The sequence below is a fragment of the Polaromonas sp. genome, from assembly GCF_010365105.1.
GTDB lineage: Bacteria > Pseudomonadota > Gammaproteobacteria > Burkholderiales > Burkholderiaceae_C > Polaromonas.
The window spans coordinates 1-22,763 of the sequence record NZ_JAAFGZ010000006.1 but is presented as its reverse complement, the minus strand read 5'-3'; the positions used below and the strand labels follow the sequence as shown (position 1 = coordinate 22,763).

Annotated in this window: 19 protein-coding genes and 1 pseudogene; 8 read left to right on the top strand and 12 right to left on the bottom strand. The window is 62.9% G+C overall.

Features of this window, described 5'->3' with window-relative positions; genetic code table 11:
• The first annotated feature begins 25 nt into the window (after nt 1–25).
• Nucleotides 26–763, top strand: coding sequence for a phosphatase PAP2 family protein (locus GZ092_RS05125; RefSeq protein ID WP_293635012.1), 738 nt, complete (start codon nt 26–28; stop codon nt 761–763).
• Here the strand turns inward: GZ092_RS05125 and GZ092_RS05120 are convergent.
• The 7 genes from GZ092_RS05120 to def form a co-directional block, all read right to left on the bottom strand.
• Nucleotides 705–1,574, bottom strand: a complete 870-nt coding sequence (locus GZ092_RS05120) for an alpha/beta hydrolase (RefSeq protein WP_293635010.1) — start codon at nt 1,572–1,574, stop codon at nt 705–707. The two genes, GZ092_RS05125 and GZ092_RS05120, sit on opposite strands and share 59 nt — an antisense overlap.
• Before the next feature lie 170 nt (nt 1,575–1,744).
• Nucleotides 1,745–3,178 (bottom strand): pyruvate kinase, encoded by a 1,434-nt coding sequence (gene pyk, locus GZ092_RS05115; RefSeq protein WP_293635008.1) that lies wholly within the window; start codon nt 3,176–3,178, stop codon nt 1,745–1,747.
• A gap of 213 nt (nt 3,179–3,391) precedes the next feature.
• A complete protein-coding gene (locus tag GZ092_RS05110; protein WP_293635006.1) occupies nt 3,392–4,591 on the bottom strand; it encodes a phosphoglycerate kinase in 1,200 nt (399 codons plus the stop codon).
• A 212-nt stretch (nt 4,592–4,803) separates the two neighbouring features.
• Nucleotides 4,804–5,139: an AzlD domain-containing protein gene (locus tag GZ092_RS05105; RefSeq protein WP_293635004.1), complete on the bottom strand. Its 336-nt coding sequence runs from the start codon at nt 5,137–5,139 to the stop codon at nt 4,804–4,806.
• Nucleotides 5,136–5,837 carry an AzlC family ABC transporter permease gene (locus tag GZ092_RS05100; RefSeq protein ID WP_293635236.1) on the bottom strand — a complete coding sequence of 234 codons (702 nt, stop codon included), beginning with the start codon at nt 5,835–5,837 and terminating at the stop codon, nt 5,136–5,138. Before GZ092_RS05100 ends, GZ092_RS05105 begins: the two co-directional genes overlap by 4 nt.
• Before the next feature lie 63 nt (nt 5,838–5,900).
• The gene (gene fmt, locus GZ092_RS05095; protein WP_293635002.1) at nt 5,901–6,863 is read right to left on the bottom strand and encodes a methionyl-tRNA formyltransferase; all 963 of its coding nucleotides are present in this window, start codon (nt 6,861–6,863) and stop codon (nt 5,901–5,903) included.
• A gap of 67 nt (nt 6,864–6,930) precedes the next feature.
• The gene (gene def, locus GZ092_RS05090; RefSeq protein WP_293635000.1) at nt 6,931–7,452 is read right to left on the bottom strand and encodes a peptide deformylase; all 522 of its coding nucleotides are present in this window, start codon (nt 7,450–7,452) and stop codon (nt 6,931–6,933) included.
• Between the two features lie 197 nt (nt 7,453–7,649).
• Here def and GZ092_RS05085 point away from each other — a divergent pair, with 197 nt between their 5' ends.
• From GZ092_RS05085 to GZ092_RS05075, 3 genes are all read left to right on the top strand, one after another.
• A complete protein-coding gene (locus GZ092_RS05085; protein WP_293634998.1) occupies nt 7,650–8,873 on the top strand; it encodes a LysM peptidoglycan-binding domain-containing protein in 1,224 nt (407 codons plus the stop codon).
• Nucleotides 8,874–8,959: 86 nt separating this feature from the next.
• A complete protein-coding gene (dprA, locus tag GZ092_RS05080) occupies nt 8,960–10,111 on the top strand; it encodes a DNA-processing protein DprA (protein WP_293634996.1) in 1,152 nt (383 codons plus the stop codon).
• A 24-nt stretch (nt 10,112–10,135) separates the two neighbouring features.
• Nucleotides 10,136–10,660 carry a DUF494 domain-containing protein gene (locus tag GZ092_RS05075; protein ID WP_293634994.1) on the top strand — a complete coding sequence of 175 codons (525 nt, stop codon included), beginning with the start codon at nt 10,136–10,138 and terminating at the stop codon, nt 10,658–10,660.
• A 214-nt stretch (nt 10,661–10,874) separates the two neighbouring features.
• Here the strand turns inward: GZ092_RS05075 and GZ092_RS05070 are convergent, their stop codons facing one another.
• The 5 genes from GZ092_RS05070 to GZ092_RS05050 all read right to left on the bottom strand — a co-directional run bounded on the left by GZ092_RS05070 (nt 10,875) and on the right by GZ092_RS05050 (nt 20,350).
• Nucleotides 10,875–13,184, bottom strand: coding sequence for a DUF1631 family protein (locus GZ092_RS05070; RefSeq protein WP_293634993.1), 2,310 nt, complete (start codon nt 13,182–13,184; stop codon nt 10,875–10,877).
• Nucleotides 13,185–13,213: 29 nt separating this feature from the next.
• Nucleotides 13,214–14,167 carry a protein translocase subunit SecF gene (gene secF / locus GZ092_RS05065; protein WP_293634992.1) on the bottom strand — a complete coding sequence of 318 codons (954 nt, stop codon included), beginning with the start codon at nt 14,165–14,167 and terminating at the stop codon, nt 13,214–13,216.
• 38 nt (nt 14,168–14,205) lie between these two features.
• Nucleotides 14,206–16,083: a protein translocase subunit SecD gene (gene secD / locus GZ092_RS05060; RefSeq protein WP_293634991.1), complete on the bottom strand. Its 1,878-nt coding sequence runs from the start codon at nt 16,081–16,083 to the stop codon at nt 14,206–14,208.
• A 91-nt stretch (nt 16,084–16,174) separates the two neighbouring features.
• Nucleotides 16,175–16,519 (bottom strand): preprotein translocase subunit YajC, encoded by a 345-nt coding sequence (gene yajC, locus GZ092_RS05055; protein WP_293634990.1) that lies wholly within the window; start codon nt 16,517–16,519, stop codon nt 16,175–16,177.
• A gap of 210 nt (nt 16,520–16,729) precedes the next feature.
• Nucleotides 16,730–20,350 carry an indolepyruvate ferredoxin oxidoreductase family protein gene (locus GZ092_RS05050; protein ID WP_293634989.1) on the bottom strand — a complete coding sequence of 1,207 codons (3,621 nt, stop codon included), beginning with the start codon at nt 20,348–20,350 and terminating at the stop codon, nt 16,730–16,732.
• Between the two features lie 186 nt (nt 20,351–20,536).
• On the opposite strand from GZ092_RS05050, the gene GZ092_RS05045 reads away from it, so the two are divergent.
• From GZ092_RS05045 to GZ092_RS05030, 4 genes and pseudogenes are all read left to right on the top strand, one after another.
• Complete coding sequence (locus tag GZ092_RS05045) at nt 20,537–21,037, top strand: Lrp/AsnC family transcriptional regulator (RefSeq protein ID WP_293634988.1); 501 nt, start codon at nt 20,537–20,539, stop codon at nt 21,035–21,037.
• 386 nt (nt 21,038–21,423) lie between these two features.
• Nucleotides 21,424–21,837 (top strand): 3'-5' exonuclease, encoded by a 414-nt coding sequence (locus tag GZ092_RS05040; RefSeq protein WP_293634987.1) that lies wholly within the window; start codon nt 21,424–21,426, stop codon nt 21,835–21,837.
• A gap of 16 nt (nt 21,838–21,853) precedes the next feature.
• Entirely contained in the window at nt 21,854–22,459 is a 606-nt protein-coding gene (locus tag GZ092_RS05035; RefSeq protein WP_293634986.1) for an ORF6N domain-containing protein, read from the top strand.
• Between the two features lie 17 nt (nt 22,460–22,476).
• Nucleotides 22,477–22,701, top strand: a pseudogene (locus tag GZ092_RS05030) (3'-5' exonuclease); the annotation flags it as partial.
• Nucleotides 22,702–22,763 lie beyond the last annotated feature (62 nt).

Sequence of the window (22,763 nt, the reverse complement as noted above, 5' to 3'; positions counted from 1 at the left end):
CGCCGCTACCTTCGCAGCACCCGATATGCCCAAAGCCACCATGTCTAACCAGCTGTTTCCTGTCCCCTCCCCCCGCACGCACTTTCTACGCTGGACGCTGGGCAGCCTGTTGCTGCTGCTGATCTGGGACTTCTCAAGCCTTGACCTCGTCATGGCGCACTGGTTCGGCTCCACGAACGGTTTTGCGCTGGAAAGCCACTGGCTGTGGCGCAACCTGCTGCATGACGACGTCAGGCTGTGGCCCTGGGTGCTGGAGCTGTACCTGCTGGTGGGCATGTTCCTGCCCCTGGGCAGCCTCAAGCGCCTGCCCATGGTGCGGCGAGTTCAACTGGCCTTGACAACGCTGGTCGCGCTGCTGATCGTCTCAACGATCAAGCTGTACAGCCATACCAGCTGCCCCTGGGACCTGCAGGACTTCGGCGGCGTGGCGACGCATGTGTCGCACTGGGCCTGGGGCATTCGCGATGGCGGCACAGGCGGCTGCTTTCCGGCCGGGCATGCGTCGGCAGGCTTTGCCTTCATGGGCGGATTTTTCGCCTTCAGGCATGTGCTTCCCCATACCGCCCGGCGCTGGCTGGCCGGCGCGATGCTGGCCGGCTTCGTCTTCGGGCTGGCGCAGCAGGTTCGCGGCGCGCACTACATGAGCCATACCTTGTGGACCGCCTGGCTGTGCTGGACGGTGGCGGCCGGCGTGGATGCGGCGGTCAGCCAGCTGATTGCACGAAATCTGTCACGCGCGCCAGCACCGGCGCCCGGCTTCTGAGAACCTGCGCCATGGATGCCAGCAAGGTGACATGGCTGACGCCGGGGAACAGTTCGGACTCGACCCGAACGCCGCTGGCACGAAGCCGCGCCGCCATGGCCACCGTGCTGCGCTGCGGATTGACCACGCTGTCCACGGCTGGCGCCAGCAGCAATGCAGGCGGCGAGGCCGATGACGCATGAATGATCGGCTGGCTTTCCGCTGAGGTCTGCGGCCAGTTGAAGGCGACCCGTGTCTGGACGTCGCCAATCGGCAAAAAGTCGTAGGGTCCGGCCAGCCCGATCCAGCCCGCCAACTGTGCAGGTGCCAGACCGACCGCCGCCAGCCAGCGCGCATCCAGCGCGACCATGGCGGCGTTGTAGGCGCCGGCGCTGTGGCCCATGACAAAAATGCGTTTTTCGTCAGCGCCAAAGCGTGCCGCGTGGTCAACCGCCCAGCGCACCGCGCTGGCGCTGTCCTGCACAAAGGCCGGGTAGCGGAAGGCCGGGCTCAGCCGGTAGTCGGCGACCATTGCCACAATGCCGCGCGACGCCAGCGCTTCGCCGACAAACCGGTAGTCGCCGCGCTCGCCCGACGACCAGCTGCCGCCATAGAAAAACACCACCAGCGGAGCGCGGGAAACCCCTGCGGCCGGCTGGTACACGTCAAGCAGCTGGCGCGGGTCGGCGCCATAGGCCAGTCCCTCGGTGCGCCGGTAGCTGTCGGTGGAAACCGTGGCGTTGAGCAGGTCAGTGCCCGAGCAGGCGGTGAGCAGCGCCGGCAGCATGGCGAACAATGAGCGTCTGGGCAATTCAGAGAAGATAGTTTTCATGGCGTAGGGCTATACGCAGCGCCCCTGGCGGTGGATTCAGACCAGCACCGACCGGGCGCGCCGTGCACCCTCGCCGCGCCAGCAGGGGCCGTGGAACCGGCTTTGCCGGGCCACAGGCGCAGCGCCCCCTCGGGGGGCAGCGCAGTACGCGAAGCGACAAGCGTGGGGGCCTACGCCACCCGGCAGATCTTGAGCATGTTGGTGCCGCCCGGGGCGCCCATGGGCTCGCCGCAGGTGATGGCGTACACATCGCCGCTCTGAACGATGTCCAGGCGCAGCAGGTGGCCTTCAGCCTGTTCGAGCGCAGTGTCGCGGTCGGCGCTGCTGTCCATGAGGATGGAGCGCACGTTGCGGTAAAGCGCCATCTTGCGCTGGGTTTCCAGACGCGGGGTCAGCGCATAGATCGGCACCCGGATGTCATGGCGGCTCATCCACAGGGCGGTCGAGCCGCTGTCGGTCAGCGCCACGATGGCCTTGGCTCCCAGGTGGTGGGCGGTAAACAGCGCACCCATGGCAATCGACTGGTCAATCCGCGCAAAGGTCTTGCCGGAAAAGTCGGCGCTCAGCTCCTTGTACTCGGCCTTCTCGGCTTCCTCGCAGATCTTCGCCATTTCCTCGACGGTTTCCAGCGGGAAGCGGCCAGCGGCGGTTTCGGCGCTGAGCATCACCGCATCAGTGCCGTCGAGCACCGCATTGGCCACGTCGCTGACCTCGGCGCGCGTGGGCACCGGGTTCAGGATCATGCTTTCCATCATCTGCGTCGCGGTGATGACGACCTTGTCGGCGGCCCGGGCCATCTTGATCATGCGTTTTTGCAGCGCCGGCACGGCAGCATTGCCGACTTCGACCGCCAGGTCGCCGCGCGCGACCATGATGCCGTCGCTGACCTTGAGGATTTCGTCGAGCTTGGGAATCGCCTCGGCGCGCTCGATCTTGGCGATCAGGCCCGGCTTGTGCTTGTAGGGCGCGGCGGCTACGTTGCACAGCTGGCGCGCCATTTCCATATCGGTGGCGTTTTTCGGAAAGCTCACGGCGACGTAGTCGGCCTGGAAACTCATCGCAGTCTTGATGTCTTCCATGTCCTTGGCCGTCAGCGCCGGCGCGGTCAGGCCGCCGCCCTGCTTGTTGATGCCCTTGTTGTTCGACAGCTCGCCACCGAGCTTGACGGTGGTGTGGACTTCCTCGCCACGCACCGCATCGACGGTCAGCACGATCAGGCCATCGTTGAGCAGCAGCACATCGCGTGCCTTGACATCGCGCGGCAGCTCCTTGTAGTCCAGCCCGACGCCCTTGACATCACCCAGTTCGACGCGGGACGCGTCGAGGATGAATTTCTCACCCGGCACCAGCATCACACGGCCTTCGGCAAACTTGCCGACGCGGATTTTCGGGCCTTGCAGGTCAGCCATGATGGCGACTTCGCGGCCGGTGCGCTGGGCCACTTCGCGCACTAGGGCGGCCAGGTCGATGTGGTCCTGTGCCTTGCCGTGGCTGAAGTTCAGCCGTACCACATTGACCCCGGCACATATCATTTTTTCCAGCAGAACCGGATCACTGGAAGCAGGGCCAAGAGTGGCAACGATTTTGGTGGCGCGACGCGTCATGGGGGGGTGTCTCCTTGTAATTTAGTTTCCGATTCTTACACGGAACCGGTTACCAAACGGGTACCAAAAAGCGCGCGTGCAGGACGGGTGAAATGCGCATTGCGCTGGCTGCACACCTGTCACGCCAGAAATACGCAAAAACCTCTTTTTACAAGCAAAAAAAGCTTTTTCCGCATGCTGGGCGGGCGCAAGCAGCTATTAAAAAAAGAGCGGTCAGCGCGCGTCGCCGGCCCGTTTCTGCAAAATCTCGAAAGCCGGCAGCGTCTTGCCTTCCAGCACTTCGAGGAAAGCGCCGCCACCGGTCGAGATATAGCCCACGTCTTTTTCAATGCCGTACTTGGCGATCGCCGCGAGCGTGTCGCCGCCGCCGGCAATACTGAAGGCGCTGGATTCGGCAATCGCCCGGGCGATGCCTTCGGTGCCGTGTGAAAAGGCCTCGAACTCGAACACGCCGACCGGCCCGTTCCAGACGATGGTGCCAGCGCGCTTGAGTTGCGCGGCCAGCCGGGCGGTGGTGTCGGGGCCAATGTCCAGGATCAGGTCGTCGTCCTCGACATCGGTCGCCTGCTTGACGGTGGCCGGCGCATCGGCGGCAAAGGTCTTGGCGCAGACCACGTCGGTCGGAATCGGCACCTCGGCGCCGCGCGCCTTCATGGCGGCCATCACCGCCGTGGCTTCGGCCAACAGGTCGGGTTCGGCCAGGCTCTTGCCGATGTTCAGGCCGGCGGCCAGCATGAAGGTGTTGGCAATGCCGCCGCCGACGATCAGCTGATCGACGTTTTCGGCCAGCGCCTTGAGGATGGTCAGCTTGGTCGAGACCTTGCTGCCAGCGACGATGGCGACCAGCGGCCGCTTGGGATGGGCGAAGGCGGCCGTGATGGCGTCCATCTCGGCGGCCAGCAGCGGACCGGCGCAGGCGACGGGCGCATATTGCGCAATGCCGTAGGTCGAGGCTTCGGCCCGGTGCGCGGTGCCGAAGGCGTCATGCACGAAGATGTCGCACAACGCGGCCATCTTGCGTGCCAGCGCTTCGTCGTTTTTCTTCTCGCCCTTGTTCAGCCGGCAGTTTTCCAGCATCACCAGCTGACCAGGTTTCACGTCCACGCCATCGACCCAGTTCGACACCACGGGAATTTCGCGCTGCATCAGCTCGCCGAGCCGTCGGGCAACCGGCGCCAGCGAATCGGCCGGCTTGAATTCGCCTTCCACGGGGCGGCCCAGGTGCGACGTGACCATCACCGCCGCCCCGGCATCGAGTGCCATCTGCAGGCACGGCACCGAAGCACGGATGCGCGTGTCCTCGGTGATGGCGCCACTGGCGTCCTGCGGCACGTTCAGGTCGGCACGGATGAACACGCGTTTGCCGGCGACCTGGCCGCTGGCGCACAAATCAGAAAAACGGATGAAATTCATGGGCGACTCGCAAAGTACAAAGGTTGATAAAACCGCCGGTGGGCGGCTGGCTAAAAAGAATTGTAGGGTTCGGCCCTTGCCACCCAGCGACCCTAGGGGGCAATCTCTCCAACCCAGCAGGGGCCGCGGAACCGGCTTTGCCGGGCCGCAGGCGCAGCAGCCCCCTCGGGGGGCAGGAAGCCACACGCAGTGGGCGACCGTGGGGGCCACATTCACCAGCCCAAGCCGAGGTGCAGCGTCAGGTACACCACCATGCCGCTCACGATGGTGCCCAGCACGCCCCGGCGCCAGAAAAACCAGGCGACGCCCGCCGCCGTGCCAAACAGCCGGGCATCCTGCCAGGTGGCGATGAGGTGGCCCTGCGTCATGACGATTTCGGGAACGATCACCGCCGCCAGCGCAGCAATCGGCGCATAGTCCAGGCCGCGCCGGGCCAGGTCCGGCAGGGTCCACGGCTTGTCTGACAAAAAGAAAAAGCAGCGCGTCAGCACCGTCACCCCCGCCATGCCGACGATGGTCCCGATGGTCCAGAGATCGGTCTCGTTCATGGCTTTTCTTCAGGGACGGCGCCCGGGGAATGCGCTGCCGCGCGCAGGCCGGCCCGTTCAAGCATCATGCAAACGGCAACTGCAGCCGCGATGGCCACCAGGATGTTGAGCTTGAGCGGCAGCGCGAACGCGGCCACCGCCGCCGCGCCCGCCACCAGCGCCGCGATGATGCGCAGCCGGGTGGTGACCAGCGAAAAAGAGATGCCGAGCAATGCCAGGATGCCGGCAAAACCCAGCCCCCAGGCGCTCGGGATGAAATTGGCCAGCGCAATGCCGACCAGGCTGCTGCCCATCCAGTTGACCCAGCACAACCCGCAATTGCCCGCCAGGTAGGCCTGCTCCGCCAGGCGCTGGCCGGGCGTGTCGCCAGGCACGGGAAAGCGGCGCACGAACAGCACGTAGCTCAGGTCCGTGGTCAAAAAGCCGGTCAGCAGGCGTTGCCAGCGGGGCAGGTGCATCAGGTAGGCACGCAGGTGCGCGCTGAACACCACGAAGCGCAGGTTGACGCAAAAGGCGGTGGCCAGAATCACCCACGCCGGCGCGCCCGCGACGAGCAGCGGAATCGCGGCCAGCTGCGCGCTGCCGGCATACACCAGCACCGTCATCAGGATCGCCTCGATGACGCTCATGCCCGACTTGACCATGGCCACGCCGGTCATCAGGCCCCAGGCGGCAAAACCCGGCGCCACGGAGAACATGTCGCGCGCACCCTGGCGGAATTCAGCGTGGCGGTAATAAGCAGCGCGCAGAAACACCGGCGGTTACTTTCCGAACGCCATGCCGGGCGCCAGCGCAAAGCCGCGCAAAAAGTCAGCGCTGCCCAGGCGCTTGCCGCCGGCGCGCTGCAGTTCGGTGAGCACCAGCACGCCGTCACGGCAGACGACCCGGACGCCATCAGCATTTGCAGACAAAATCTGGCCTTCACGCACATCAGGCGGGCGTGAACAGCTATCAATTTCGCAGTGCCACAGTTTCAGGGTATCCGGCCCCAGCTGCGTGCTGGCGCCCGGGAAAGGCGTCATGGCGCGGATGTGCCGGTCCACCACGGCCACCGGCTGCGTCCAGTCGACCGCTGCTTCGGCTTTTTCGATCTTGTGGGCATAGCTCACGCCTTGGGCAGGCTGCCGGACCGGATGCAGCTGGCTGCTGCCCGCCAGATTCAGCGCCTGCACGACCATCTGCCCGCCCAGCGCGGCCAGCCGGTCATGCAGCGTGCCGGTGGTGTCGGTGTCTTGGACACCCAGTTTTTCCACCAGCAGCATGTCTCCAGTGTCCAGTCCCGCATCCATCTGCATCAGGGTGATGCCGGTTTCCCGGTCGCCGGCCTGGATCGCACGGTGGATAGGCGCGGCGCCGCGCCAGCGCGGCAGCAATGAAGCGTGGATGTTGAAGCAACCCAGCCGGGGCAGGTCAAGCACCCACTGCGGCAGGATCAGCCCGTAGGCAGCGACCACCATGGCATCGGCCTGCGCCGCTTGCATTGCATCTCGCGCGGCAGCGGCGTCTTCGGGGTATTTGCCGTCCAGCCGCAGGCTTCTGGGCTGGACGACGGGAATCTGCTGGCTTTCGGCCCACTGCTTGACGGCGGACGCCTGCAGCTTCAGGCCGCGTCCGGCGGGGCGGTCGGGCTGGGTCAGCACCAGGGGGATTTCAAAACCGGCAGCGTGCAATTGCACAAGCGCCACACGGGCAAAGTCAGGGGTACCGGCAAAAATAACGCGCATGGGGCGTGATTCTAAAGAGTCGCCGGCGCATCAAGCATGTCGAAGCGGCAACCCCCTCCTCGTCACGTCAGCGCACCGAGTCGCGTTCCTCGTCCTTTTTTTGCTTGACCAGTTTGGTCTTGATGCGGTTGCGCTTGAGGGGCGACAGGTATTCAACAAACACCTTGCCCATCAGGTGGTCCATTTCATGCTGGATGCAGACTGCCAGCATGCCTTCGGCCTCGTGTACCTGGCGCTGGCCGTCCAGGTCCAGCGCCTCGACCTTCACTGCCAGCGAGCGTTCGACACCGTCGTAGATGCCGGGCACCGACAGGCAGCCTTCGTCGCCGATGCGCGTCTCTAGGCTGGCCCAGACGATTTCAGGATTGATCAACACCAGCGGCTGGTCGCGGGCCTCGCTCACGTCGATGACCAGCAGCCGTTCGTGCACATCAACCTGCGTGGCGGCCAGGCCGATGCCTTCGGCGTCGTACATGGTCTGGAACATGGCGTCGGCCAGCTGGCGCACACGGGCGTCGATGGCTGCAACCGGCTTGGCCACGGTATGCAGGCGCGGATCGGGATAGCGAAGAATGGTGAGTTGGGTCATGACAGCAATGGGGAGAAGTCGCTATTTTCGCCACTTTTCCCAATTTTCAAAGCCTGTAATCCTCTCAGAATCTCCTAATCATTGCTTAATGAAGGGCTTGGGTACAGAATCGCTGGAAATTTGCGCGGATACAAGCATTGCAAAATGCATTTCCTTGTAGCGCAAAGTAAATGCAGTCCGTTCCAACAAGCTTCAAGATGCACACAACTTTTGGTCGATTCCGCCCTGTTTCAATCGTCGTTGCGGGTCTGCTGTCCCTGTCAGCCGGCGTGCAGGCCCAGAACTTTCCCATCACCCCGGGCCAGCAGGCCACGGCCGCGCAGGTGGCCCGGACCGGCATCCCCCTGGCCGACCTGATGCCCAATGCGCCTGACAGCTACACCGTCAGATCGGGCGACACCCTGTGGGCCATCTCGGGCCTGTTCCTCAAAAGTCCCTGGCGCTGGCCCGAACTCTGGGGCATGAACCTGGAAGACATCCGAAACCCGCACCGCATCTATCCCGGCCAGCAGCTGTTCCTCGACAAGCGCGATGGCCGCGCGACCTTGCGCACCCGCCAGGCGGGCAGCGATGGTGCGTCGATGGGCACTGTCCGGGTGTCGCCGCGCACCCGCTACGAGTCGCTGGCCGATGCCTCGATTCCCACGCTGGCGCCGCAGGACATCGAGCCCTTTTTGGCCGAGCCCTTGATTGTCGATGCACTGACTTTTTCACAAGCCCCGCGCATCGTCGCCACCCAGGAAGGCCGGGTGCTGCTCAGCCGTGGCGACCGCGCCTACGCGCTGGGCGGCTATGCGGGCGGCGATGGCCCTGGCCAGCCGCTAAGCGACCGCAAGGGTGAGCCACTGGACTACCGGGTGTTTCGCAACGCCACGCCGTTGAAAGACCCGACCACCCAGGAAATCCTGGGTTATGAAGCGCACTACGTCGGCAAGGCCGAGCTGGTGCGCGGCGAATCCAGCGTCCAGAATCCGGACAAGGACGGCAAGCTGCAGACCGAACGCGTGCCGGCCACCATCGACATCGTGGCCGCCAAGGAAGAAATGCGCGTCGGTGACCGCCTGATGGCCGAGCCGCCCCGTGAATTGCGCAGCTATGTGCCGCGCGCGCCTTCGACGCCCATGGCGGGACAGATCGTTTCGGTCTACGGCAACGCCGTGGCCTGGGCCTCTGAAAACCAGATCGTGGTGATCAACCGGGGAAGCCGCGACGGCCTGGAGCGCGGCCATGTGATGGCCATCCTGAAGGACGGCGAGCGCCTGCGCGACAAGACCGACAGCGCCCGGCCGGACATCAAGCTGCCCAACGAGCGCAACGGCCTGTTGATGGTGTTTCGCACCTTTGACCGGCTGTCGTATGCGCTGATCCTGAGGGCCACTGACGGCATCAAGGTCGGCGACCGTTTCACCAACCCGGATTGAACGGCATGCAGCCGGTGTACTGCACTTGCATGGCCGAGCACGCCAAGGCGGCGGCTCAACGGCCATCCCGATAAATGGCCGACGCCATGGATTCCGAAGAGCTCCGCGCCTGGTTGCGGCTGGCGCTCACACCCGGCGTGGGCAATACCACGGCGCGCAAGCTGCTGACGGCGTTCGGCTCGGCGCAGGCCATCTTCGAGCAAAGCAGCGCCACCCTGCAGCAACTCGGCTCCGACAAGCTGGCAAGCACGCTGCGCAGCGAGCCGCCCGGCCTGGCGGCACAGCTGAAGACCACGACAGACTGGCTAAAGGACGGACACGACCGACGCATCGCGGTGCTGGGCGACCCTGCCTATCCACCGGCCCTGCTCGACATCGAAGATCCACCTTTGATGCTTTACATGCTGGGTTCGCTTGCCAACAGTGCATTTTCAGCTACTGAAAAAATAGCAAACAGCCTGGCCATCGTCGGCAGCCGCAACCCGACGCCGCAAGGCGAAAGCAATGCCCGGCAGTTTGCCAAAGCGTTTGGCAGCGCCGGCATCTGCGTGGTGTCGGGACTGGCGCTGGGCATTGACGGCGCAGCCCACGATGGCGCGATGCTGGGCGGCGGCGAGACGATTGCGGTGGTCGGCACCGGGCTGGACCGGGTCTATCCCAAGCGGCACCTGGACCTGGCGCACCGCATTGCCCGGCAGGGCATGATCATCAGCGAATTCCCGCTCGGAACGCCGCCGCTGACGGCCAATTTCCCCAAACGCAACCGCATCATTTCCGGCCTGAGCCGGGGAACGCTGGTGGTCGAGGCGGCGTTGCAGTCGGGCTCGCTGATCACCGCCCGGCTCGCAGCCGAGCAGGGCAAGGAAGTCTTTGCCATTCCCGGCTCGATCCATTCGCCGCAGTCGCGCGGCTGCCATGCACTGATCAAGCAGGGCGCCAAGCTGGTGGAAGTGGCGCAGGATGTGCTCGAAGAACTGCGGCTGGCCCCCACCGGTTCCGGCGCAGCGCCTGCTGCGCTGCAGACGCCGCCCGAAGGCGACGAGGCTGACGAAGCCGCTGGCACCCGCGAAGATCCGCTGCTGGCGGCGCTGGGATTCGATGCGGTGAGCCTGGATGCGCTGCAGGCCCGCACCGGCCTGGACACCGCCCATCTGCAGGCTGGATTGCTCGAACTCGAACTCGAAGGACAGGTTGTGCGACTGCCTGGCGGACTGTTTCAGCGCATGGCGGCGGGCTGAGCTTATCTGCGTTATATTGAATGCATGTTTGAAGTTCTGGTCTACGTCTACGAAAATTACTGGCAGGGCGCCGCCTGTCCTGAATTTGACAGACTCGGGCGAAAACTGATCGCAGCAGGCTTCGAAGCCGAGGAAATCCAGGAAGCGCTGGTCTGGCTCGACGGGCTGAACATTGCCGCCAAAGGCACGCAGATCAGCTTGCCGGATGCACCGGGCGCACTGGCAGGCGAGCCATCGGACAGCGGCGCCGTCCCTGCGCGCATGCAGGCGCAGGCCAGCAACAGCCTGCGCATCTACTCCGTTGCAGAACAAGCGCACCTGGGCGCGCAAAGCCTGGGATTTGTCTGCTTCCTGGAAACCTCGGGCGTATTGCCGCCGCACATGCGCGAAATCGTGATGGACCGGGCCATGGCTGCGCCCGGCGATCCGGTGTCGCTCGATGACCTGAAGATCATCGTCCTCATGGTGTACTGGAGCTTTGGCGAAGAACCCGACGCGCTGGTGCTCGATGAATTGTGCGACGACACCGAAGGCCGCCTCGCGCATTGACCCGTGGCCTTGCCATCGCCATGGCGTCATTCCTTTGCCGACAGTGCAACTCCTGCCCGGTTGGCCAATAAGGCCAAGCGCGAAAGCGCATTCGTTTTTAACGACATATAGGCCTTTTTCGCAGGCAATACGTTCATGATCCGCTATTAATTCAGTAGCAAAAAACTGTCACTCGCTTTGCATGCCGTGTGCGAAAGCCACGGTCGATTTAGCTTCAGCCAAAAAGTCGTTCGGGATTGGCGTCCAGCTTGGCCAGGGCATCGCGCGTGGCGCGTACCGTCAGCGCTTCCTCTTCCGTCGGTACCAGCAGCCCCGCCTGCAGGTAGGCTGCCAGCCGGCGCATCTGGATCAGGAAGCTGCGGCCATCGGCGGTGGCAAACAGGTGCAACTGCTTGCGCTCGCTGCACCAGGCGAACTGCACATGGCTGATTTTTCCATTGTGGTCCAGGTTGAACCAGCTGCCCGGCTGCAATTCCCTGGCCCAGGCGCACATGGCGTCTGTCGGCTGGCTGCCGCCGTCGGCAATCACCTCGATATGCACCGAGTCGATGCCTATCATGGTGACCAGGCTGTCGGCATCCAGCGGAAAGTCGCCGACCTCCTGCTCCGAGAGATAGTCTTCAAGGTTGGTCAGGCGCCTGGCCATGGCCTCGATCTTTTCAAGCGGAATCGCATCGGTCTTCGACATGAAGGCATCCGCCATGATGGCGTTGATCATCTTCAGCTGGGCATCCTGCGCCGCCAGGTCCAGCCCCAGCAGGGTCATGCCCTGGCGCAGCAATTGCAGCTGTCTGGGCAGCGCGGCAATCACACGCGACCGGTCGCTGCGGTTGGGCTTGGCGCTGGCCGACCAGACCAGATCGGCCGCAGCCTGCTTGAACAGCAGCGTCTGCGCATGCTGCGGACCGTTCTTCATCGCGGCAATCGCCAGCACCTCGGCCCAGATCCTGAACAGGAATTCCCGTATTTCATCGCGTACCGGCATGCCATCGAGCATGGTGCGCATCTCGATGGTGTACTGGACGGTCATGGTTTCCTTCTGCTCCAGCTGCTGGGCCAGGCTGACCGCACGCGCCACGCTGCCCTGCTCGGCAAAGAAACGGGACAGGAACTTGTCGAATTCTTCGTAGACAAGCTGGAACACGCGGCGTCCGGTTTCAGGGTATTGTTCGATCACCTGCACGACGCGCTTGATTTCCGTCTCAAGGACATCACCTTCGACCGTCACATCGAAGCCCAGCGCGCACGATCCCATGCGGTCGATCAACTGGCGCGCCGGATGCTCAAGCGAACTGAAAAACTCCGGCTCGGCGACAGCCACCCGAAGGACCGGCATCTGCAGGCGTGCAAACCATACACGGATCTGGGGCGCGATGCGGTCTTCTGCCAGGATGCTCTGGAACATCAGGGCAACGATTTCGATCGTGGCCTTTTCCGCGGAACTGGAAGCTGCCTTTTTCAGCACGCTGGTCCGCTGGCGCAGCTCCTGAAGCGCCTGGTCGACCTGCGTGCGCGCAAAACCCGCTTCCGAGTGCCGGGTGCCTTCCCGGATCTCAACTTCAGCCTGCTGCTGAAGGCGGTTCATGGCATGTTCCAGTTGTGGCGAGGCCTGGCGAGCGTGTGGCTGGTCAAACCCTTCGACGCGACTCATAAGCATTTGCTTGAGATGTCCGAGCACACCCTGCGCGCGCATCCGCACGCGGGCCAGCGGCGTGGTCGCCGTCTGCATGCGCGTTTCTTCCTGGACGGCGTTGCCCGACCACCCGCTTCGGGTGGGTGCGGTTAGCGGAGCCGTTCCCGAATTTCCATCACCTGCAGAACCACTGCCGATCCGAGCAGCGCCTTCGGCTGCGGTCGTGCCGGCTTTCACAGCAGAAGGCGTTCGCCTGACCAGGGGCCGCAGGTCAATCTCAGCCATGACGCCGCGTTCGATCAGAAACGCGTTGGTTGCGTGGTAAATCTCCAGCATCCAGGCTGCCATGTTCTTGTGGATGGTGTCCTGGCCCAGCAGCCATGCCGACTGCGGCAGGCCCGCCAGCGTCCATTGTTCGACCAGGTGCTGTGCAATCACTTCCGGGCGGAACAGGTCCAGCCGGCTCAATTCCGGCATGCCTTCCAGGGTCTGGATGCGCAGGCGCAGGTCATTGAGCTCCCAACTTGCAAAATCAAGCAACCGCAGCGCCAGGCGCGAGGCAAGAATGCGGTGCTCGACGGTCTCGTTGCCGACCAGTTCCATTTCTCCAAGCTCCGGCAGCACCGAGGACGTCGTCTTGGCGGACGAAGAGAATGGCTGGCGTACAGCGCCGAGGATGCCGTGAACCCAGGCCGGGCGGTTGTTCTGGTAGAGCCGCAAGGCGTCGCGCAGATCCTGCATTTCCCGTGCATTCCCCGGCCGCAGCGCCAGTTCGGACAGCGTGTCACCAATCGTCCTGGCAAGTTCCGGCACCATCTGCGCCACACGCTCTGTGAACAGGGCGCGAGCCTGTCCGGCAAGAAAACTTTGCGGTGGATTGCGGGACGGCACAGCTGGCGATTGAGCGTTGTCGAATAGTGCTAGACCATTGCGCCCGCGTTGGGATCATTCGGGTCTTCGTCTTTTTTCGACGGCCCCTTGATCAGGTCTTCGCGCTTGATGCCCAGCCACATGGCAATGGCCGCGGCCACGAACACCGACGAGTAAATGCCGAACAAAATACCAATCGTCAGCGCCAGCGCGAAGTAAAACAGCGTGGGGCCACCGAACAGCAGCATGGACAGCACCATGATCTGGGTCGAGCCGTGGGTGATGATGGTCCGGCTGATCGTGGAGGTGATCGCGTTGTTGATGATCTCTTCCGTGTTCATCTTGCGGTAGCGGCGGAAATTCTCGCGAATCCGGTCAAAGATCACCACCGATTCATTCACCGAATAACCCAGCACCGCCAGAACGGCGGCCAGCACGGCCAGCGAGAATTCCCATTGGAAAAAGGCAAAAAATCCAAGAATGATGACCACGTCATGCAGGTTGGCGATGATGGCTGCGACTGCATATTTCCACTCGAACCGGAACGCCAGATAGACCATGATGCCGAACACCACCATGGCCAGCGCCTTGAGACCATCCTGGGCGAGTTCTTCACCCACCTGCGGGCCGACAAATTCGGTACGGCGCAGGGTCACGTCAGGGCTGGCGGTTTTCAGCGCGGCCAGCACGTTATCGCTCTGCTGGGCCGTGCTGACGCCTTTTTGCGCCGGCAGGCGGATCATCACATCGCGCGAGGTGCCGAAATTCTGCACCTGGACATCGTTCAGGCCGAGCTTGGCCACCGTGTCCCGGATCTTGCCGACATCGGCGGCCTGGGTGTAGTTCACTTCCATCAGGGTGCCGCCGGTGAACTCGACCGACAGGTGCAGCCCGCGCGAAAACAGGAAAAACACGGCCAGCGCGAAAGTGGCGAAACTGATGACGTTGAAGATCAGCGCATACCGCATGAACGGAATATCACGCCGGATTTTGAAAAATTCCATCTGGGGTCCTTGGGAAGCAGCTCAGGAAAAAGTGGCGGTCATGACTTGGCGAGCGCGCCGTCTGACGGCGGGCGCCAGATCGTGCCAATGGACACCGTCTTGAGCTTTTTTTGCCGGCCATACCAGAGGTTGACCAGACCGCGCGAGAAGAATACCGCAGAGAACATGCTGGTCAGAATGCCGATGCAGTGAACCACGGCAAAACCGCGTACCGGCCCCGAACCAAAGGCCAGCAAAGCCAGACCGGCAATCAAGGTCGAGATGTTCGAGTCCAGAATCGTCGCCCAGGCCCGTTCGTAGCCTGAATGGATGGCGGCCTGCGGCGAGGCACCGCCGCGCAGTTCCTCGCGGATGCGCTCGTTGATCAGCACGTTCGAGTCAATCGCCATGCCCAGCGCCAGCGCCATGGCCGCCATGCCCGGCAGGGTCAGCGTGGCCTGCAGCATCGACAGCACGGCCACCAGCAGCAGCAGGTTGACCGCCAGCGCAATGCCCGAAAACAGGCCGAACAGCATGTAATACACGGCCATGAAGGCCACGATCACCGCAAAGCCCCAGGACACACTGTGAAAGCCCTTGGTGATGTTCTCGGCGCCCAGTGTGGGGCCGATGGTACGTTCCTCAATGATGTCCATGGGCGCAGCCAGGGAGCCGGCGCGCAGCAGCAGCGCCAGGTCGCTGGCTTCGGCAACACTCATGGAGCCGGAAATCTGGAAGCGGTTGCCCAGCTCGCCCTGGATGACCGGCGCGGTCAGCACTTCGCCCTTGCCTTTTTCAAACAGCAGGATCGCCATGCGCTTCTTGAGGTTCTCGCGGCTGGTGTCGCGCATGATGCGGCCGCCCTTGGCATCGACCGTCAGGTCAACCTTGGGCTGCTGGTTCTGCGAATCAAAGCCCGGCTGCGCATCGGTCAGGTTTTCGCCTGTCAGGATGACCTGCTTCTTGACGATCACGGCCTGGCCGTTGCGCTCGAAGAAGCGCTCGGCGCCGAAGGGCACCGGGCCGTTGTTGTTTTCAGCAGCGCGGGCTTCGGCGCTGTCTTCGACCAGGCGCATTTCCAGCGTGGCAGTACGGCCCAGGATGTCCTTGGCCTTGGCCGTGTCCTGCACGCCAGGCAGTTGCACCACGATGCGGTCAATGCCCTGCTGCTGGATCACCGGCTCGGCCACGCCCAGTTCGTTGATCCGGTTGTGCAGCGTCACCATGTTCTGCTTGAGCGCCTGGTCCTGGATGCGGCGCGCGGCCTCGGGCTTGATGGTCGCGGTCAGCTTGTACTCGGTGCCGTCAGGCGCTTCGGCCATCTGGAGATCGGGAATCTGGTCCTGGATCAGGTTTTTGGCCGACTCCAGGGTGGCGGTGTCACGAAAGCGGATCTCGATCGCCTGGCCGTTGCGAACAATGCCGCTGTGCCGGATGTTCTTTTCACGCAGCGACAGGCGGATGTCGCCGGCCAGCGATTCGGCACGCTTGGTCAGCGCCGCCTGCATGTCCACCTGCAGCATGAAATGCACGCCGCCGCGCAAATCGAGTCCCAGATACATCGGATTGGCGTTGAGCGAGGTCAGCCAGGCCGGCGAGCGCGACAGCAGGTTCAGTGCCACCACATAAGCGGGGTTGGCAGGATCAGGCGCCAGCGCCTTCTGGATCGCATCTTTCGCCTTGAGCTGGGTGTCGGTGTCGTTGAAGCGGGCCTTGATGGAACCCGCTTCCAGCGTGATGGCGTCGGCCGTGATGCTGGCATCCTTCAGCGCCTGCTCGACCCTGGCCAATGTGCTCGTGTCCACTTTAGAGGTGGACTTGCTGCTGGAGATCTGCACCGCAGGCGCTTCACCGAAGAAATTGGGCAGCGTATAAAGCGAAGCAATCAGCAGCACCACCGCCATGATGGCGTACTTCCAGGCCGGATAACGATTCATGAGAGGACTGTCCCTGGTAAACGGAAAACAAAAGGCGCAATGGACGGCCCAGTCTTGCCGGCTGCACCGTCTTGTCTACTGCAGTACTGCCTTATTTGGCGCTGTTGATGGCGCCCTTGGGCAACACCTGGACGATGGCGCTGCGCTGCAGCTGCACTTCGACGCCAGAGGCGATTTCCAGTGTCAGATAGCCTTCGCCCAGGCGCGTGACCCGGCCCAGCAGGCCGCCGGCTGTGGCAACTTCGTCACCCTTGGCCAGGGCCTCAATCATGGTGCGGTGTTCTTTCTGCTTGCGCATCTGCGGACGGATCATCACGAAATACAGCACCACGAACATCAGCACCAGCGGCAGCATGCCGGTCAGGGTGGACATCATGTCACTGCCACCGGCTGCGGCAGCAGGGGCAGTCTGGGCAAAAGCTGAAGAAATAAACACGGCTGACTCCACATTTTTAAAGGAACACTGGCAAGCGCCCAGGCAAGAAAGGCCGGAGCATGGACCGGTGGATTGTATGCGGCGTGGCACAAGCGCTGAATTCAACTCGCGCGTGTGCGGCTATTTAGGTGAGGCCCTGGCGGGCCGCTGCCTGAAAACGCCTTGCCTCAAAACCAAAGCAAGTCCAAGTCAACAGTCAGCCGCACCAGTTCAGGCTGCCGCGACCTCCCGAACCGGCTCCGGCTGTCGGAACGCCTGCATCAGCGCCGTCCACTTTGGCCGGGCAGCGGCCAGATGGCGCGCCTTGACATGGCCGTAGCCCTTGATCAGTTCGGGAATCCGGGCAATTTCAACAGCCGTCGGGTGATTTTCCAGGGTCAGGCCGGCCAGCACTTCCTTGATGCTGGCGCGGTAGTCGGCAATCAGCGCGCGCTCTTCCTTGCGTTCTTCGGTGCGGCCAAACACGTCGAACGGCGTGCCGCGCAGACCCTTGAGTTTGGCCAGCAGCCTGAAGCCGGTCAGCATCCAGGGACCGAATTGCTGCTTTTGCAACTCGCCCTTGTCGTTCTTCTTTGCCAGCAGCGGCGGCGCCAGGTGGTAGTTGAGCTTGAAGTCGCCTTCAAACATGGCGCCCACCTTGTTCAGGAAACCGGTGTCGGTGTGCAACCGCGCCACTTCGTACTCGTCCTTGTAGGCCATCAGCTTGAACAGGTAGCGGGCGACGGCTTCGGTCAGCACGGTTTTGCCCAGGGGTGCCTCGGCAGCGCGCACCTTCTCGACGAACGACTGGTAGGTCTGCGCATAAGCCGCATTCTGGTAATCCGTCAGGAAGGCGACCCGCTTGGCCAGCATCTCGTTCAGCGACGGTTTCTTGACAAACTGGATCACCTGTGCGGCCTTGAAAAGCGCCTGTACCTGCGCCAGGTCATGCGCGCAGCGCCGGCCCCATTCGAAAGCCGCCTTGTTGTTGTCCACCTGCACCGCGTTGAGTTCGATGGCCCGCATCAGCGCGGCATGCGACAGCGGCACCCGGCCCTTTTGCCAGGCAAAGCCCAGGATCAGCGGGTTGGTGTAGATCGAGTCGCCAATCAGCTGCACTGCAACCTGCTCGGCATCGAAACTCGCCATGCCTTCTGCGCCCACGGCCGCGCGCACGGCGCTTTCGCAGTTGCCGCCCGGAAACTGCCAGTCGGGATTGGTGACGAATGCCGCCGTCGGCGCACCGTGCGAATTCATCGCCACGAAGGTGCGGCCTGGCTGCATGGTCGCCAGCGTGTACGGGCTGGCGGTCACGATCGGGTCGCAGCCGATCACCAGGTCGGCCTTGGCGGTATCGACCTTGGTGGTGAAAATGGACTCGGGCCGGTTGGCGATCTGAATGTGGCTCCAGGTCGCGCCGCCCTTTTGCGCCAGGCCGCCTGCGTCCTGCGTCACCACGCCCTTGCCTTCGAGGTGCGCGGCCATGCCCAGCAACTGGCCGATGGTGATGACGCCGGTGCCGCCGACGCCCCCGACGACGATGCCCCAGGCATTTTCAGCCACCGGCAGCACTGGCTCGGGAACCGGCGGCAGGCTGCTCAGGTCGCCCTTCTTCTCTTTCTTCGGCTTCTTGAGCTGGCCGCCTTCGACCGTCACGAAGCTCGGGCAGAAACCCTTGACGCAAGAATAATCCTTGTTGCAGCTGTTCTGGTTGATCTGGCGCTTGCGGCCGAATTCGGTTTCCAGCGGCTCTACCGACAGGCAGTTGGACTGCACCGAGCAGTCGCCGCAGCCTTCGCAGACCAGCTCGTTGATGACCACCCGCTTGGCCGGATCGGCCAGCGTGCCGCGCTTGCGGCGCCGGCGCTTTTCGGTGGCGCAGGTCTGGTCGTAGATGATGGCCGTCGTGCCCTTGAGCTCGCGGAACTCGCGCTGGAGCTTGTCCAGCTCGTCGCGGTGATGCACCTCGATGCCTGGCGGCAGGTCGTTGACCAGTTCAGCGTGACCGGCGCGCGCGGCGCTGCTGTCCAGGGTATGCGAGCGGCCGTGGTATTTCTCGGGCTCGTCGGTGACCACGACCAGCCGGGCCACGCCCTCGGCGCGCAGGCTGTGCGCAATCTGCGCCACCGAATGGCCCTCGGGCCGCTCGCCGACCTGCTGGCCGCCGGTCATGGCCACCGCGTCGTTGTAGAGGATCTTGTAGGTGATGTTCACCCCGGCGGCAATGCTCTGGCGAATCGCCAGCAGGCCGCTGTGAAAGTAGGTGCCGTCGCCCAGGTTGGCAAAGATGTGCGTGTCGCGGGTGAAGGCCGACTGGCCGACCCAGGGCACGCCCTCGCCGCCCATCTGCGTGAAGGTGGTGGTCGAGCGGTCCATCCAGGTCGCCATGTAATGGCAACCGATGCCGGCGACGGCGCGCGAACCCTCGGGTACGCGGGTGCTGGTGTTGTGCGGGCAGCCGCTGCAGAACCACGGGGCACGCTCGCCAGTGTCGGTCTTGGTTTCAATCAATGCGCGTTCGCGTGCATCAATGACCGCCAGCCGCGCCTGCATGCGGGCCACGATGTCGCTCGGCACACCCAGCTTGGTCAGGCGCTTGGCAATCGCCTTGGCAATGATCGCCGGCGTCAGGTCGGCCTTGGCGCGCAGCAGCCAGTTGTCGCTCGGATTGGAGCGGCTCCATTCGCCGCCCGACTCGTCGCCTTCGGGTTCGTCGAACTTGCCGAGCACATTGGGCCGAACATCGGCGCGCCAGTTGTAAAGCTCTTCCTTGATCTGGTATTCGATGACCTGGCGCTTTTCTTCAACCACCAGGATTTCCTGCAGGCCCTGGGCAAAGTCGCGGGTGATGGTGGCTTCGAGCGGCCAGACCACATTGACCTTGTGCAGGCGGATGCCGAGCTGGTGGCAGGTGTCTTCGTCCAGGCCCAGGTCGTTCAGCGCCTGGCGCGTGTCGTTGAAGGCCTTGCCGCTGGCGATGATGCCGAAGCGGTCGTTCGGCCCGGCAATCACGTTGTAGTTGAGCTTGTTGGCGCGCACATAGGCCAGGGCGGCATACCATTTGTAGTCCATCAGCCGCGCTTCCTGCTCCAGCGGCGCGTCGGGCCAGCGGATGTGCAGCCCGCCCGGCGGCATCTGGAAGTCTTCCGGCATGATGATCTTCACCCGGTCCGGATCGACCGACACCGAACTCGACGACTCCACCACTTCCTGGATCGTCTTCATGCCCGACCACAGGCCGGAAAAGCGGCTCATGGCAAAGGCATGCAGCCCCATGTCCAGGATGTCCTGCACGCTGGACGGGAAAAACACCGGCAGGCCGCAGGCCTTGAAGATGTGGTCACTCTGGTGCGGCGCGGTCGAGCTTTTGCTGATGTGGTCGTCGCCGGCAATCGCGATGACGCCGCCATGCCTGGCCGTACCGGCCATGTTGGCATGCTTGAACACGTCCGAGCAGCGGTCCACGCCCGGCCCCTTGCCGTACCAGATGCCGAACACGCCGTCGAACTTGTTGGTCTGCGGGTACAAATCGAGCTGCTGCGTGCCCCAGACGGCGGTGGCGCCGAGTTCTTCGTTCACGCCAGGCTGGAACACGATGTTTTGCGCCGCCAGGTGCTTCTTGGCGGCCCACAGCGCCTGGTCGTAACCGCCCAGCGGCGAGCCCCGGTAGCCGCTGATGAAGCCCGCGGTGTTCAAGCCATCGATGGCATCACGCGTGCGCTGAAGCATCGGCAGACGGACCAGCGCCTGCACGCCGCTCATGAAGGCGCGGCCACGGTCAATCGAATATTTGTCGTCGAGCGTGACGGTTTCCAGCGCTTTGCGGATGTGCTCGGGCAGCGGTGCATTCATGGTGTTTGTCTCCAGGATGGTTTTTGTAACCTGCCTTGTGGGCAGATGGTTTTGCCAGCGTCAAGCCCGGTCAGGCCAGCGCTTTGACTTTAGGCAAAAGTGTATGTCCCGCCTTGTGATATGTCTTTGCTTTTTTTGCCTGATTTAGCGCGCCTGACGAAAGATTCTTGCTGCAAAATACGAAAAATGGAAACATTGGACAAGTTTGACATCGCCATCCTGAACGAGTTGCAGACCGAGGCCCGTCTGACCAACACCGAACTGGCGTCGCGCGTCGGCTTGTCAGCCGCGCCCTGCTGGCGGCGTGTGCGGGCGCTGGAAGAAGCCGGCTTCATCACCGGCTACCGCGCCGAGATCAACCGCCACAAGATCGGCCTGGACGTGCTGGCCTTCGTGCGCCTGGACGCCGCGCGCAACAGCGGCGACGTGCTGCAGTCGCTGGAAGAAGCGATCCGCAAGATTCCGGAAGTGGTCAGCTGCCACTACATCAGCGGCACCGGCACGTTTGAATTGCAGGTCGTCAGCCGTGACCTGAACAGCTTCAGCCAGTTTGCCAGGGATGTGCTGATCAACCTGCCGAACGTGAAAGACCTGCACACCAGTTTTTCGCTCGGCGAGGTGAAAGCCAGCGGCGCGCTGCCGTTGGGGCATTTGCTGCGGGATGAGACGAAAAAATTGGTTAAATAGTGGCTTTGCGCACGCTGGTATTGATTTTATTGCTATATTTTATGTAGCACATGAGTATTGTGGATGCTTCTGCCGGTTTTGCCCACGCGCAGGCGGCTGTCACGCACACGTAAACCACGCTTTGCCACCTTTAAAAGCCCTGCCTTGTAAGGCGGATGGCGCTGCGGCTTTTGGAGACAGGCGACGCGAACATTCCCTCTAATAAATCCGCAAACAACTCGACCATAGAAGTCACTTTGGCTGCATGATCACCTGTTACCAAGTGTTAATCAAACTGAGCAACCAAACAGGGCGGTGGCGGCGAAATGGCGACTCTTATTTCCCTCACAGGAACCACTTCATTCGATAGCGCGGGCAAGCGCCGACTGGCTGGGCGGTTGGGGCAAATGCGCAGTGACTATTCGTTTGGGCACACCGTGCGGGTTGGCCCGAAGCAAGCCGTCAGCTGCGGGCTCAAAGGCCAAGCCGCCATCATCATCATCAAACTGCCCACATTGCGTGATGAAGCGTTTGCCATAGCCGACCACTTGGCCAAGGCCCTGGCCCAACGCAAGCTGCCGCACCGCGTGCGCAAACGCAGCGGCGACTACAACCCCGGTGCAGACGCCATTCAGGTGATGACCATGAAAGTCAACAAAGGCCTGAAGTTCCCCGTGGTCGCGCTGCCCGATGTGGGGCACATGCCTGCGCCCGGCGAAGACGAGAAGGAAGCGGCGCGGGTGTTTTATGTGGCGGCTACGCAGAGGTTGCTGGTTACTGTCAGCGGCGACAGCAGGTTTGGGGCAAGGCTAGGAACATGAAAGGGCTACAAGCGTGATGACGAGCAACACGGTACTGGTGCCGCGCATCGAAAGCCGTATCCAGGTGATTCGCGGCCTGCGGGTCATGCTGGATGTGGACTTGGCTGCGCTGTACGGGGTGCAGACCAAGCGGCTCAATGAGCAGGTCAAACGCAACCGGGACCGCTTCCCCGGCGATTTTCTGTTTCAACTCACGCTGGATGAAAAAGCCGAGGTGGTCGCAAATTGCGACCACCTGCAAAATCTGAAGTTTTCCAAGGCGCTGCCGTTTGCGTTTACCGAGCACGGGGCAATACAGGCAGCTAATGTGCTGGCGTCAAGCCAAGCAGTGGAGATGGGAATTTATGTCGTGCGGGCGTTTGTGCAGTTGCGCCAGGCACTCTCGGCAAACGCCGATATTGCCAAACGCCTGACTGAGTTGGAAATGAAAACCGAGTCTATAGAGATGTCACACGATACGTTCAGCCGGAACACCCGGCTGCAATTGCGCCAACTGCTGGACGTAGTGCGTGAGCTCACCACACCACCGGAGCCGCCCAAGCGGCCCATTGGGTTTCTGACGCATGAGGATAAAAAGACACCCAAGGCCAGCAGGTTGACCAAAGGAAGGAAGGCCCCGTGAGCGCACTACCAAAAGGCGGCGACTACCAACCCGGAGCAGACGCCATTCAAGTGATGACCATGAAGGTCAGCAAAGGCCTGGAGTTCCCCGTGGTGGCGCTACCCGGCGTGGGGCACATGCTGGTGCCAGGGGAGGACGAAAAGGAAGCGGCGCAGGTGTTTTATGTGGCGGCTACGCGGGCAACGCAGAGGTTGGTGATGGGGGCTAGCGCATTTCGTTATACACAACTCCCTGCTGCCTGAAGTTCGCGTGAGAACCTGACGCCAGCGGCAAAGTCCAGGATGCGCTGCATGCCCAGCCAGAT